This window comes from Exiguobacterium sp. s193 (assembly GCF_018618755.1).
Taxonomy (GTDB): Bacteria; Bacillota; Bacilli; order Exiguobacteriales; family Exiguobacteriaceae; genus Exiguobacterium_A.
In genome coordinates this window covers 60,733-73,752 of sequence record NZ_JACSMR010000003.1, presented here as the reverse complement: position 1 = coordinate 73,752, position 13,020 = coordinate 60,733, and the positions used below count along the sequence as shown (strand labels likewise).

The 13,020-nt window shown below is 47.2% G+C and carries 12 protein-coding genes; 3 read left to right on the top strand and 9 right to left on the bottom strand.

Features of this window, described 5'->3' with window-relative positions:
• Positions 1–58: 58 nt before the first annotated feature.
• The 3 genes from KNQ04_RS06405 to KNQ04_RS06395 are packed head-to-tail and all read right to left on the bottom strand — an operon-like array spanning position 59 to position 4,016.
• The gene (locus KNQ04_RS06405; protein ID WP_214848241.1) at positions 59–799 is read right to left on the bottom strand and encodes a sugar nucleotide-binding protein; all 741 of its coding nucleotides are present in this window, start codon (positions 797–799) and stop codon (positions 59–61) included.
• Positions 796–1,881, bottom strand: coding sequence for an SDR family oxidoreductase (locus tag KNQ04_RS06400; protein WP_214848239.1), 1,086 nt, complete (start codon positions 1,879–1,881; stop codon positions 796–798). The genes KNQ04_RS06405 and KNQ04_RS06400 overlap by 4 nt, the downstream gene beginning before the upstream one ends.
• The gene (locus KNQ04_RS06395; protein WP_214848237.1) at positions 1,878–4,016 is read right to left on the bottom strand and encodes a PAS domain-containing sensor histidine kinase; all 2,139 of its coding nucleotides are present in this window, start codon (positions 4,014–4,016) and stop codon (positions 1,878–1,880) included. The genes KNQ04_RS06400 and KNQ04_RS06395 overlap by 4 nt, the downstream gene beginning before the upstream one ends.
• 191 nt (positions 4,017–4,207) lie before the next feature.
• Between KNQ04_RS06395 and KNQ04_RS06390 the strand changes: the two genes are divergently transcribed.
• Together KNQ04_RS06390 and KNQ04_RS06385 are read left to right on the top strand one after the other, a co-directional pair.
• Positions 4,208–4,732, top strand: coding sequence for a restriction endonuclease (locus KNQ04_RS06390; protein WP_214848235.1), 525 nt, complete (start codon positions 4,208–4,210; stop codon positions 4,730–4,732).
• A 171-nt stretch (positions 4,733–4,903) separates the two neighbouring features.
• Positions 4,904–5,380: an LURP-one-related family protein gene (locus KNQ04_RS06385; RefSeq protein ID WP_214848232.1), complete on the top strand. Its 477-nt coding sequence runs from the start codon at positions 4,904–4,906 to the stop codon at positions 5,378–5,380.
• A 43-nt stretch (positions 5,381–5,423) separates the two neighbouring features.
• On the opposite strand, the gene KNQ04_RS06380 is transcribed toward KNQ04_RS06385, so the two are convergent.
• Positions 5,424–6,044 (bottom strand): DUF1836 domain-containing protein, encoded by a 621-nt coding sequence (locus KNQ04_RS06380; RefSeq protein WP_214848229.1) that lies wholly within the window; start codon positions 6,042–6,044, stop codon positions 5,424–5,426.
• Between the two features lie 114 nt (positions 6,045–6,158).
• On the opposite strand from KNQ04_RS06380, the gene KNQ04_RS06375 reads away from it, so the two are divergent.
• Positions 6,159–6,806 (top strand): diacylglycerol/polyprenol kinase family protein, encoded by a 648-nt coding sequence (locus KNQ04_RS06375; RefSeq protein WP_214848226.1) that lies wholly within the window; start codon positions 6,159–6,161, stop codon positions 6,804–6,806.
• A 113-nt stretch (positions 6,807–6,919) separates the two neighbouring features.
• Here KNQ04_RS06375 and ald read toward each other — a convergent pair whose 3' ends face one another.
• The 5 genes from ald to KNQ04_RS06350 all read right to left on the bottom strand — a co-directional run bounded on the left by ald (position 6,920) and on the right by KNQ04_RS06350 (position 12,960).
• On the bottom strand, positions 6,920–8,044 hold the full coding sequence (gene ald, locus KNQ04_RS06370) for an alanine dehydrogenase (protein WP_214848223.1): 1,125 nt from the start codon (positions 8,042–8,044) through the stop codon (positions 6,920–6,922).
• Between the two features lie 131 nt (positions 8,045–8,175).
• Positions 8,176–9,393, bottom strand: a complete 1,218-nt coding sequence (locus KNQ04_RS06365; protein WP_214848220.1) for a PucR family transcriptional regulator — start codon at positions 9,391–9,393, stop codon at positions 8,176–8,178.
• A 725-nt stretch (positions 9,394–10,118) separates the two neighbouring features.
• A complete protein-coding gene (locus KNQ04_RS06360) occupies positions 10,119–10,973 on the bottom strand; it encodes a sulfite exporter TauE/SafE family protein (protein WP_214848217.1) in 855 nt (284 codons plus the stop codon).
• A 107-nt stretch (positions 10,974–11,080) separates the two neighbouring features.
• Positions 11,081–12,637 (bottom strand): solute symporter family protein, encoded by a 1,557-nt coding sequence (locus KNQ04_RS06355; protein WP_214848214.1) that lies wholly within the window; start codon positions 12,635–12,637, stop codon positions 11,081–11,083.
• Positions 12,634–12,960: a DUF485 domain-containing protein gene (locus KNQ04_RS06350; RefSeq protein WP_214848211.1), complete on the bottom strand. Its 327-nt coding sequence runs from the start codon at positions 12,958–12,960 to the stop codon at positions 12,634–12,636. Before KNQ04_RS06350 ends, KNQ04_RS06355 begins: the two co-directional genes overlap by 4 nt.
• Between the last annotated feature and the right edge of the window lie 60 nt (positions 12,961–13,020).

Here is a 13,020-nt window from a genome sequence, read left to right as displayed (position 1 = left end):
AGATGGCTCCTAAAAGTGCCTCGCCGTTCGATTACACATCGAATGGCGAGGCACTTTTTTACATAAAGGATAGTCGGTCTGAGATGGGTTGAATGGTCACCCGATGATCATTCATTCGATCATCACGCTGGATTGTATCATCTTCTTCGATTCGCCATTTCGAACCGTGGTATACATTTAATGCTGTAGCGATTTCAAAGAAGGAATGGGTCGGATTTCCATCGGCAAGATAAAGACCAGGTGTTTGAGCTGTCAAGATTGTATAGAGCATTTGCGCCGTATCTTCCAAAAAAGAACAAGCGGGATACCAGTTTTTACTTGCCGGAATGGGGCCGGTCGAGGCATGCCGTTCTAAATAATCAATCATATTATTCGATCCGGCGACCTGACCGATTTGCCAGCCGATTCGGACGATGTAGGCGTCAGGATTGACCGCTTGGATAAGTCGTTCGCATGTTCGCTTATAAAAACCGTATTCATCGTCTGCTTCCGGAAGTACAGATGGATCATGCGGTCCCTGTTGATGATTTGCGTAGACAGAGGCCGTACTCGTAAAGAGAAAAGGAATGTTACGCTCAAAAGATAGCCGTGCCAACGATTCTGCAAATTCAGCAGAACCCATTCCGATGTGTAAGAGTAGATCAGGTTGGACCTGGTCAATAAAAGCTTCCATGATTACGGAATCAGTCGTCGAGACGACTGATCGATCCCAAGCTATAACTTCATACTGATGCATGCGTAAGACGTCTGCGAGTACAGGTGCGACTGTACCATTCATACCGGTAACAAGAGCATTCATTGTGTGTTCTCCATTTCGGGATGTTGAGTTTTATAGTAATCGACAAGTAGTGGAAGAAACTCGGCGAGATCCGGACAAACGATACCAGTCCCGTCTAAATCACGAAGTGTGTTCGTCGTATCATAGTGAACGGGGTGGACGAAGTAATCGAGCGTCTGCCGTTGCATCTGTAAGCGTGTAGCGATGCCTGGTGTCAAGAGGGACGTCACGAGGCGAAACGGGACGATGCCCCGCGGAGCGCAACCGTAGTAGGCGTTGTGTAACATCTCATAAATCGTCCGGGCTCCATGTGGGAACGGATCGGTCAGGTGATATGTTTTGCGGATGCCGCTCGGCGCATGACTTAAATAAGTCGTCGCAGCGATGACGTAATCATACGGGACGAGATTGACAAGCGCGTTGGCTCTGCCGGCATACGGGAGCGGAGCAACGTTGTTTAGCAGACGCAGCGCGTTTAAGACGAAATAGACACCGTCCCATTTAGGGGTCTCACCCGTCTCGGAATGCCCGACGACGATGCCCGGACGAATGATCGTGTAGGGAAGCGTACCGATTTCTTCGTGGAAGCGAACTTCGGCTAAATATTTCGTCTCTTCATAGGCATTTTTAAACGCGGCAGTATGACGAAGTTCTCCTTCAAGAACCGTCCCAGTCCGTAAACCTGAGACATATGCCGTACTGAAATAGACATACCGTTCTAGATGAGATAGTGTCTTTGCGAACTGGGTGACGTGTGATGTCCCCGTGACATTGATACGGAAGGCGGCATCAAACGGCGTCGCTAAGTCATATAATGCCGCAAGATGAAAGAGATGTGTGACTTCCTCGGAAAGAACTGCTTTTACGTCTGCACCGAGTCCGAGCCCTTCCTGTGTAATGTCACCTTCTAACAAAATCAGTTGCTGCTCCTCGAGTGCCGTATGCGCAAGTAACCAGTTTTTTTTGACGATGGCACCCATTTGTTCACTCGGCAGATGGAGCAAATAAAAGTGTTCGATTTGCTCCGGAACTAAGGCGAGGCGTTCGATTAATTTAGTGGCGAGAAATCCTGGGAAGCCTGTCATGAAATAAGTCCGTGTCATTTCGCATAATCCTTTCTTGAATCTAAATCGAGTACAACGGTAAAGGTCGATCCTTGGTTCAGTTCTGATTCGACGGAGATTGCTCCACCGTGTGATTCGATGATTTCTTTACAAATCGCGAGACCGAGACCTGTTCCACCGATTTTACGGATGGCCGAATTGTCGACGCGGTAAAATTTTGTGAAGAGTTTATCGAACGCATTTTGCGGAATGCCGAGACCATAATCAGTTACCGTGATGATGGCTTGATCGCCTTGTGTTTTCAAACTCGCATTGATCCGGTCCGCTGACGGGGAATACTTGATGGCATTCGACAACAAATTCAAAATGACTTGTTTGACTTTATTTTCATCGGCAAAAATCGTAACGGGATCATCCGGTGTCTCAAGGATGATTTGATGGGTCTCCGCTGTTTCCCCGAAGGCTTCCGCTGTATCGACGAGCAATTGACGAAGCGAAAACGGCTTGAAGTCGTAAGGCTGTTTCCCACCCTCCATGCGCTGGATGTCTAAAAATTCATTTAGGAGTGTCGTTAATCGTTTGGCTTCTTCGTGCATGATTTCGACGTACCGTGCTACTTTTTCGGCGGGAAGCTTTCGGTACCGTAATAACTCCATGTAACCGAGTATTGACGAAAGTGGCGTACGGAGTTCATGCGAGACCGTACTGATCAATTCATCTTTGACTTGATCCATCTTTTGTTCCTCCGTTCGGTCACGGAAGACGAATAAAAAGCCATGACGTGAAATACGACTGCGTTCTTTTTTGATCGAAGTCGCATAAAACTCAAAATAAAGATGACTGGATTCATTCGGACGCTGCAATGTAAAGCGGAAGGACAGTTCGGAATGTTTGCCGGCAAGTAGTTCCTCGACTTGCTGCAACATCTCATAACGGGTCGTAAGATCGAGATTCGGAATCATGCTGATGCGCTCCTGGATTTTACTCGGCGCGATGCCCGGGACATCGAGTAATTTTCGTGCTTTGACGTTCATGAAGATAAAGCTTCCGTCTTCTTCGGTCAGTAAAAAGCCCTCATTGGACGCTTGTAAGATGGACTGGGTAATATCGCGTTGACGCATGATGGCATTTTTTTCACGCTCCAACATGACTTCGATTTTTTTTCGTTCGCTGATGTCTCGGATGACAGCGACACGTATAGGTGTTTCTTCAGTTACGATTTCGCGCGGAAAGACTTCAATCGCAACAGGTGAACCGTCGGCACGTCGTCCGATGACTTCATACGGATCGTCACGATGGAGTTCGATACGCCGGCTGACCTCATCATGGAAATCAGGGTGGATGAAATTAAGTGCATCACGTCCTTTGATTTGTTCAAGTTTTGTCCGAAAGATCACTTCAGCTGCCCGGTTCGCATCAATGATTTTTCCATGGTCGTGGAAAATAACGGCTTCAACGATCGATTCGGAAAACAAGCGGAAGCGGCGCTCACTTTTAATTAGATGTGTCTCGATTTGTTTTTGGGAACTGATATCCGCGATGAATAAGAAAAAACGTCCGTCGTCTAAGCGTGTCATATAGAGCCGCCCGTTAAAGGTGGACCCGTCCTTTCGATGATAGGTCCACTCATTTTCGGCCTCCCGACCGTGAAGGAGCAGGATATCGGCTGTCGATAAATTTTTAAGGTTCAATTGTTCTAAATGCTGTTTGCGTTGATCGAATTCTTCTTGATCGTGTAACCCGTGTGGGCACATTCCGACTAATTCACCCTGCTCGTATCCAAACAAGAGGTTTGCTGTTTCGTTATGATCCGTAATCCGAAAGCTGGCATCAGTGACAAGTAAGGCGATGTCGAGTGTCGAATCAAGGAGTTGCTTGATATCAAGTGACTTAACGGAGACGATGAACAAAGATGTTTCGGCGACAGGTGAAACGATCAACTCGTATGGTGCGACACTGAGACGGGTCTGCCCGGTGAACGGAAAAGACGACGCGTCGATTGAAAAGATGGAAGCGAGCGAATCCTGGTCAGAAGGGGAAGAGAACTGAGATTGAAACGTTAGGTTCGCAAAGTCAATTCGACCCATCTGATCGATTAAGAGAAGCGGTTCTGCGACCGCCTGTAATGTAGCGCGGATGGTTTCCTCTGCAGACATCGATGAATGTTCAGTCATAAGCGACCTCCTCTCCAAAAATAACGTGCGGTTCGTTCTTAATTATTAAAAAACGTAATCTGCTCTCAACACTTATTCTCCGTTCCCTATGTCCGTTCCTTTCTGGGGAAGCGGGTCAGAGGAGAATTTAGTATAGTAATCTTAATGAAACGAATGAATCTGAGTTATTTCAGAATAAAGGAGAAACCGTCATGCAGACACGTACAAAACGCAGAATAATCGCACTACTGTTTGCAGTATCAGGAGTTGCCGGAACATATTTTTTTTCGAGTTCTTGGGAACTTTTAATCTGGACAGTCAGTATAGTAGGATGTACCCTTTTTTTACTCTTATCGTTCTTTTCACCATCGCTTGCGAATCGGATCGACCGGATGGAAGGACGAGAATTTGAAGAGTGGCTCGTCGAACTTTTTGAACGGGCCGGCTATCAAGTAGAACTGACTCCTGCCTCGAGAGATTTTGGTGCGGATTTATTGATAATCGACGCACAAGGGTATAGAATAGCGATTCAAGCAAAACGTTATGGTGCGGCAGTAGGATTAGAGGCTGTTCAACAGGTCGCCGCGGCAGTACCTTTTTACGAGATGGATGAAGGATGGGTCGTGACGAATTCGACGTATACGGAAGCAGCGTACAGACTAGCTGAGCCGAATCGTGTTCGTTTGATTGATCGGGAAGAATTGCTCGAGTTTGCACGAGAAATTGGCTTTCGCTAAGGTTGTCGAATGATTGTCGACAAAAGGGGGTTGTCAATTTGTTCAAACGGTGTAATAATCATTTTCGTTAACGAAATATCATAGAGATAAAGAAAGTTAAACTATTCAGGATGTCTAAATATACTGGGGACGAAATACCAGCACTTTTTAGCAGTGAGAGGAGAATTTCTGTTGCGCAAAGTTGTCTATGTGCAGGGTTGCGTTTTTTCGCAAGGTCATGCCGCGATTTATGATGAAGCACACCAAATGATTGGTGCGGTTCAACACGACGAAACAGGTCGTGTCCAAGTAATGAATGGTGAAGGTAGAGGGGTAGCGTTTGGAAAGTTCATTCCGACATGTAAGAAATGGGTCGTGATGAACCATGATGGTCAAGAGGTAGGTCAAATGCGTGAGAAGTTTTCGCTCTTCTCGAAGAAATGTGAGTATAACGTGTATGAACGTGGCACGTATACGATTTCCTTCGACCTGACAAAAGGGAAATTCTCAGTCCGAAGTGCGGCAGGCGAAGTCGTCGCAGAATTGCTGCAAGACGGCGATGAATATCGTCTCGTAAAAGATGCGGATAAACTCTCGATGTACGAATTGTTATCTGTCTTAAAAAGTTTGACGAACTCCGTCAACTACAAATCACTTACAGCTGTATAAAAAAAGATGTCCTTCAGGTTATTCTGGAGGGCATCTTTTTGCTTCAGTGTTGTAATACTTGATGAAGGCGCTGTTTTGCTTCATGCGTCAGGTGCGAGATACGGCGAGCATAGAGGCAGAGTTGAAGAACGTGGACAGTTTCCGGGCGATACGCATGGATGCGCTCTAAAGAGCGTCTTAGACGTTTCTCCGTCAGTTCAATCGGACCGCTCGTCTCAGCATGCTGGGTATAGACGAGATAAAAATCGAGTGGGCTAATTAAGTCATCTTCATCAATGTTCGGGTTCTTAAAGACAATCGTCAATAACTCACGCGTTTCTTCTAATGAAAAGAGATGTTTTAAGTCATCGAGTAAATAGATGATCGCTGCTTGGTTGATTGAATATTTTTTCCCGCGATGCGGAACACCGATGATATCGCGGACTTCACGTTTCGTCCAATTTTGAATCGTCGTCGCAGACATATGTTCTCCAATTAAAGCATTCGCGAGATGAACGATTTCATTAATCGATAGGCCATTTTTTGACGGATCAAATTGTTTCAGACGCTGGATGACCTTTGGAAGATCCGCCTCATCTTCTGAAACGAGTGGACCGATTCCTTTTCCTTCTTTTAAATGGAGTAGACAATTGGATAACGTTTGAACGGCTTGAGCATCATACATTCAGAATACTTCCTCTCTAGGACGTCATTTGACCTTATGTTATCAAATGAAGGTTCGAAAGAGCAAACGGCAATCGTAAGAAGTACAATGAAAGTATCAAAAAGGGGGATTCGTATGGAATGGATTGCTGCGGTTGGGACGATTGTAATTGTCGGCATCGTCTTGTTCATCCTCGAATGGATTGGGCGCGTCATCAGGGCACAACCGGAAACGGTTCGGAAATGGATTCATATTGCGGTCGGGCATTGGGTCTTTTTAGCACTCGCTTGGCTCGAACATTGGTATGTCGCAATCATCCCGCTTCTGTTTTTTACAGTCATCAATCTACTGACCTTACGGCGGGGAACAGGTCGAATGAACCAAGTAGAACGGGCATCGTACGGGACGGTCTACTATCCAATTTCTTTAGCAATTCTTGTCCTTTTGTTTTTCGAGCGAGAACCGATGGCGCTCGTCGCCGGCAGCATGGTGCTCGCATGGGGGGACGGTATGGCTGCTTTAGTAGGTAGACGGTACGGGAAGACGTTTTATACGCGAGGGGCGATTAAACGATCGTTTGAAGGCAGCATCGCGATGTTTTTGTTCTCATTCCTCGTCTTAACTTCAACGTTTTTGATCTATGAGTTACCGGCTTGGATTGCAGTCAGTTATGGGTTCTTGCTTGCAAATATCGCAGCTTTAATTGAAGCCGTTTCCTATCGGGATTTAGATAACATTTTTATTCCGCTTTCAATCGGGGCGCTCGTCGCGTTTGCGCTTTAAGCGATGTCGCCATTTCCTCTACTGTACGAAGAGACAGCTGAATCAAGTAGAACCAAAAAAGCAGCGATTCTCTTCAAATGAAGGGAACTGCTGCTTTTTTTGATGATTTTCCATTAAGCGTGAAGGTGCAATACCTCTTCCACTGATTTATACGTGTAACCTAAGTCGCGTGCGACGGCTTCGTACGTCACGAATCCTTGCGCGACGTTAAGACCTTTTTCAAGTGCAGCATTTTCAGCGAGTGCACGTTGTGTGCCTTTGTTTGCGAGTTCCAAGACATAAGGAAGTGTCGCATTCGTCAAAGCGAGTGTTGATGTGCGGGGAACAGCACCCGGCATGTTGGCGACCGCGTAATGAACGACGCCGAATTTTTCGTATGTTGGATCATCATGAGTCGAAATCCGGTCAACGGTTTCAAAAATTCCACCCTGATCGATGGCGACGTCGACGATGACGGCACCCGGTTTCATCCGTTCGACCATTTCCGCAGTCACGAGCTTCGGTGCTTTTGCTCCTGGAATCAATACGGCACCGATGACGAGGTCACTTTCAGCGACAGCTTCTGCAATCGTATACGGGTTCGAAATCAACGTGTTGATTGAGTTACCGAAGATATCATCAAGTTGACGAAGACGCTCAGGACTGACGTCGATGATCGTCACGTCTGCACCAAGACCGACTGCGAGTTTCGCAGCGTTCGTCCCAACGACACCACCACCGATGACCGTGACTTTTCCACGACGGACACCCGGAACACCTGCAAGTAGAATCCCCATTCCACCGTGCGGTTTTTCAAGGAACTGTGCACCGATTTGTGAGGCCATCCGACCCGCGACTTCACTCATTGGTGTCAAAAGTGGCAAGGTCCGATTTTTTTCGACCGTTTCATAAGCGATTGCCGTAATTTTTGAATCGACGAGTGCACGTGTCAGCTCTGGTTCAGCTGCCAGGTGCAAGTACGTGAACAACGTTAAATCAGGACGGAAATGTTGATACTCTGAAGCGACAGGTTCTTTGACTTTTAAAGCGAGCTCAGCAGTCGCCCAGACTTCTGCTGCTGTATCGATGATTTGTGCGCCAGCTTCGATATACTCTTCGTTTGTAAAGCCACTCCCCATGCCGGCCGTTGTTTCGATGATGACTTGATGCCCGTGAATCGTTAACGCTGCTACCCCGGCAGGCGTCAGAGCGACACGGTTTTCGTTGTTTTTGATTTCTTTTAATACTCCAATGATCATGAGAGCGATCCCCTTTCGCGAATGGACAACCAATAACCCTATAACTACTTACTTCCCCCTCAGTATACGAGAAATGAAAGCGTACGACTTTATCGGTGTTTTCAAAAAACAAGAAGATTATTTGTGAAAAATCACAAAAGGTAACGGTCTGCTTTTAAATACAAATAAAGTAATGAACGTTCAGGTAATGATTCCATCCGAATACCGGCTTCTTCTTCGATGCGTCGCATCCGATAGAGGATCGTATTCGGGTGCACATGGAGATGGGATGCCACCTGTTTGACGTTTCCGTCATAGTGTAGAAACCATTCGAGTGTTTCGCATAATGAAGCGGTATGCTTTAAATCGTAGGCACGAAGACGCTCAATCTCTTCGAGCCGAACCGTTCGTCTCCGTAAGCGTTCTGAAAAGACGGGTAACAATTGAAATAAGCCAAGGCGCTCATATCGTGTCACGTTTTGAAGTTCGAATGGATAGGCATCTTTCAGCCGTAAGACGACACCGGCTTCTTCGTAACGTTCCGGAATTGACTGGACGCCCGTGAAGACTTCGCTACTTGATACGACGAAATCCGTATAGGCGAACCGTTCAGCAAGTAGTTGACGGAATGACTGGATAAAAGAGTCGAACTGGACCCGTTCATTTTGGATATCACGATCGTTTGTGCTGATCCACAAAATAAAATCAGTTGTATCGTATGCATAAAGCAACGGTCGGACAGTCTGTTGAATCGTCAACAAATAACGGAGGCGATCTGCGAGACGGGGGGTGATGGCTTCTGGAAACCGAATGACCATCAGACGACTGATGCCCGGTGGAGCGAGATGGAGTTTCGAGAATGTTTTCAGAATTTCGCTTTCCGGGATCTCTTCATGAAGTAACTCAAAAAAGAATTGTTCGGTCTGCTCTTCTTGACGTTTCTTTTGCATGTCGATTGCGAGTAATTGACGTTGGGCGAGCGTCGCACCTGTTTTTAAATCTGCCAACTCGGCAGAAGTGAACGGGGTATTGCGGGCAATCGACCAGATGTAGCCGAGGATCTCCATGTCCTGTTTGATGGCGATAGCGACACGGTCATTCAGACCGACGCTTGTCCGCGCTGTGATCACGAGTGGATCGTCTTGTGCGGCCAAACTTTGGATGACCTCATCTTTCCACAGCTGATCGATGACAGATTCCGGGACACGGCGTCCGATGATGGTAGCGATACGGGCCGGATCCGTATCCGTCGTGTGCGTGCTGTATGCAAGAAGGCGGTGGTTTCTGTCTTCTATCGTAATCGGAGCATTGAGTGCGAGACCGATGGCTTCCGCCAGGTCGTCAAGGGAGTGATATGTGGCTTCTAACATAACTGGAGTTCCTTCTTTCTCTATGATATTCCTTAAATTAAGTATACAACTGTTTGTGCATCACCATAAAAATAATTATGTTGTATTGTAGATGTAAACAAATTCATATTAAGATGAGCGGCAAATCCAACTGAAGTATAGAAATACAGAGAATCTAGCGTGTCGTGGAAGTGTTACGGATGGTTTTTTCAGGGCTTCTTACCGTTTAAAAGGGGAGAATTCTCACCAAGGGTAAAGATAAAAAAAGAGCCGCCTCCTTTTTCACGGGAGGCGGCTCACAGGCTGTAGACAAAGTGCCATCGGGAGATCAAGCGTCTTTTTTCGTTGCTTTCCTCGGGCGAGGCGCAAGCCGTTGCTCCTTCGTCCTAACGGACAACGAGCAGGGTCTTGCCTGCCTCTGAAAGTGCGTTAAAAACGCACTTTCAGAGGCAGGAGTCAACGAAACGTGACGCTTTTTAGGTAACACTATGACGGAAAGGCAGTCATGCAGACGGTTTAGGGTGCAATCCGTCTCGAATCGCTTGAGAACCGCGAAAAGTAATCGGTCGCGACCCTGCAGCTTTGCTGTAGCGGCGAGACCGATTGCCGCTTTGAAGACGAGGTGAGACGGGGAAGCGCAACCGGATTGTCTCTCGTTATCGCTGTTCACGCTTCATAAGCGTTTGTCTACACGCTGAGAGCCGCCTCCTTTTTCATGGGAGGCGGCTCAGATTGTAGACAGCGATTTAAGATGGTGTCGAACGTCTTCGACTGTAAACGAGTAACGTCACCAGGAAGACAATACTCAGTGTCACGAGGACGATTAATGAAGCCGTGTTAAAGCCTAGTACTTCAAGTAAGACGCTTGTCGCGACCGTTAAATAAAAGATGCCTAAATATTTTTTGACGAAGGGGCTCTCGAAGTGTCCTAGTTGTTTTGCACCAATCGGAGCACCGAGTAGGGCGCCGATGATTAACATGATACCGACGAGCAAATCGACATCCGTACTCGCGACCGTGTAATTGACGAGCCCTGATAAAACAATCAGTAAAGCAGACGCGATACTTGTTCCGACCGCCCGCTTGAGTTCATAACCGGCAATTCCGACGAGTAACGGTGTGATGATGAAGCCACCACTGACGCCAAGGAGTGACGAAACGAAACCGGCGAACAGACCTATAAAGGCGAGGGCGACGTATCGGTTACGCCATCCGTCTTGCGGGCCACTCGTTGATTTCGGTCGAAGAAATTTATTAGCGAAATAGAGCAACAACGCAATATAAACGATGGAAATGACTAGATGCGCACCGTTGACTTCTTCAAGTCGAAGGACAATCGGAGTTGCGATCGTCGAACCAATGATGCCGACTCCGCCGATGACAAGACTGTCACGCCAAACAACATTTTTCAGTCGAAGGTGGGATACGGTCCCAGAAACCGTTGAACCGAGAGTCAGCATGAGACTCGTCGCGATGGCGACACTGGGAGAAAAGCCAAGAATCAATAAGAGGGGAGTCAGAATGATTCCACCTCCGATTCCGAAGAAACCAGAAATGATGCCGATAAAAAATCCGAGAGGTAAAAAGTAATAAAAATCCATAAACGTCCGTCCTTTCACAATCTATCATACGTTTAGTATCGCAATCGTAGAGCGGAAAGTAAAAGGGAACGGCTCCTTCAAGGGGGTTGAAGGAGCCGTTAGGGGGATTATTCTTTTGATGCGGCGACTTCTGTTGCTGCATCAATTCCGGTATGTGCTTTTACTAAGATTCGTTCGAAGTTACCGGTTGCTTCGTCCGATTTAAACATATACGTCCCCATGATGGCTCCGAGGAAACCAAGCGGGATGGAGACGATACCCGGGTTCGCTAGTGGGAAGAGGGCTTCCCCTAAGAACAGGGCTGAACCGTCGGCGGCCCAAAGGTTCGGGCTGAGCGCGACGAGAATCAGTGAAGAGAAGAGACCAACGATCATTCCAGTGACGGCACCGCCTGTATTGAATCGGCGCCAAAAAATCGTTAAAAGAATGACGGGTAAATTTGCACTCGCTGCGACTGCAAAAGCAAGTGAGACGAGAAATGCGACATTCATCGACTGTGCGAAAAGCGCGAGTACCATCGAAATCAGGGCGACCGCGATGGAAGCGAGTCGTGCTGCCGTCATCTGTTCCTTTTCAGTCGCTTTCCCTTTACGCAGGATATGACTATAGAAGTCATGGGCGAAGGCGGAAGCGGCGGATAAAACGAGTCCTGCGACGACGGCGAGAATCGTTGCGAAAGCAACGGCTGCGACGAAAGCGAATAACAAGTCGCCCCCGAGTGCTTGTGCGAGCAGTGGGGCCGCCATATTACCTGCGGCATTCGCTGCGATGATATCATTTGAACCAACAAAAGCGGCAGCACCGAAACCTAAGAAAATCGTTAAGATATAAAAAGCACCGATGATCCACGTCGCATAGACGACGGACTGCCGTGCTGTCGGAGCATCCTTGACCGTAAAGAAGCGAATCAGGATATGCGGAAGACCGGCCGTACCGAGAACGAGTGCTAAGTTCAAAGAAATCGTATCAAGCGGCAGTTTAAACTTGTTCCCGGGGTTCAAAAAGGAATCGCCGAGCGGTGTCGCTTGTTTGACTTCGGCGAACATCTTCATGATTGAGAAATCAAATTTAGCAAATACCATAAAGGAAATGACGGCCGTACCTGCCATCAAAAGAATCGCTTTGATGATTTGGACCCAGGACGTCGCCGTCATTCCACCGAACACGACGTAGACGGTCATCAAAATTCCGACGATGATGACGCTGGTCGTATAAGGGATACCGAGCAGCAGTTCAATCAATGCTCCTGCACCAACGAGTTGGGCAATCATATAGAAAATTGAGATGACGATCGAGTTCATCGCGGCGACACCGCGTACTTTCGAGGCATGGAAACGGGCCGCAATCATATCAGCCATCGTATACTTGCCGAGATTTCGGAGCGGTTCTGCTACAAGATACAAGACGACAAGATAAGCGACGAGAAAACCGATCGAATAAAAGAAACCGTCGAAGCCGGCCAAGGCAATCATGCCGGCAATTCCGAGGAACGAGGCAGCGGACATATAGTCACCGGCAATCGCAATTCCGTTTTGGGCACCGGTCAAGCCACCGTCCGCCGTATAAAAGTCGTTTGCGGTTTTTGTCTTACGTGCTGCAAAGTATGTAATGACGAGTGTCAATCCGACGATCAGTGAAAATAAAGCAACCGCAGTATAATTCATCGCGACTCCTCCTTGATTTGTTCAACGAGTCGATCGAAAGATTGAGCTTTTCTACTGTAGAGTGTGCAAAATGTCCAGGTCATGACGAACTGCGCGAATGCAAAAATCCAAGCACCTGTGATGGCACCAATGACGGGTTCATTCAAAAATGTAAAATAACTTGTCAGGATGGGAAGAGTAAAATAAAAAATCAGACAAAACATGATGGCAGGAAGAATAAAGGATTTTTTTCGGTGCATCAATTGTTTGAATGAGGGGCTGGCGACGATTTCGATGGCTGAACGTCCAGTCTCAGTCGTGATGCTTTTCGTTACGGAATGCATGGCGTGACCTCCTTCGCTTCTGAATATAGATTCATTATAGGGAGCAAGCATATGGAAAAT

What these genes read in the sequence shown, in the direction of transcription:
- KNQ04_RS06405 (WP_214848241.1), bottom strand. Translation starts at nt 799, where the DNA reads ATGAATGCTCTTGTTACCGGTATGAATGGTACAGTCGCACCTGTACTC.
- KNQ04_RS06400 (WP_214848239.1), bottom strand. Translation starts at nt 1,881, where the DNA reads ATGACACGGACTTATTTCATGACAGGCTTCCCAGGATTTCTCGCCACT.
- KNQ04_RS06395 (WP_214848237.1), bottom strand. Translation starts at nt 4,016, where the DNA reads ATGACTGAACATTCATCGATGTCTGCAGAGGAAACCATCCGCGCTACA.
- KNQ04_RS06390 (WP_214848235.1), top strand. Translation starts at nt 4,208, where the DNA reads ATGCAGACACGTACAAAACGCAGAATAATCGCACTACTGTTTGCAGTA.
- KNQ04_RS06380 (WP_214848229.1), bottom strand. Translation starts at nt 6,044, where the DNA reads ATGTATGATGCTCAAGCCGTTCAAACGTTATCCAATTGTCTACTCCAT.
- KNQ04_RS06375 (WP_214848226.1), top strand. Translation starts at nt 6,159, where the DNA reads ATGGAATGGATTGCTGCGGTTGGGACGATTGTAATTGTCGGCATCGTC.
- ald (WP_214848223.1), bottom strand. Translation starts at nt 8,044, where the DNA reads ATGATCATTGGAGTATTAAAAGAAATCAAAAACAACGAAAACCGTGTC.
- KNQ04_RS06365 (WP_214848220.1), bottom strand. Translation starts at nt 9,393, where the DNA reads ATGTTAGAAGCCACATATCACTCCCTTGACGACCTGGCGGAAGCCATC.
- KNQ04_RS06360 (WP_214848217.1), bottom strand. Translation starts at nt 10,973, where the DNA reads ATGGATTTTTATTACTTTTTACCTCTCGGATTTTTTATCGGCATCATT.
- KNQ04_RS06355 (WP_214848214.1), bottom strand. Translation starts at nt 12,637, where the DNA reads ATGAATTATACTGCGGTTGCTTTATTTTCACTGATCGTCGGATTGACA.
- KNQ04_RS06350 (WP_214848211.1), bottom strand. Translation starts at nt 12,960, where the DNA reads ATGCATTCCGTAACGAAAAGCATCACGACTGAGACTGGACGTTCAGCC.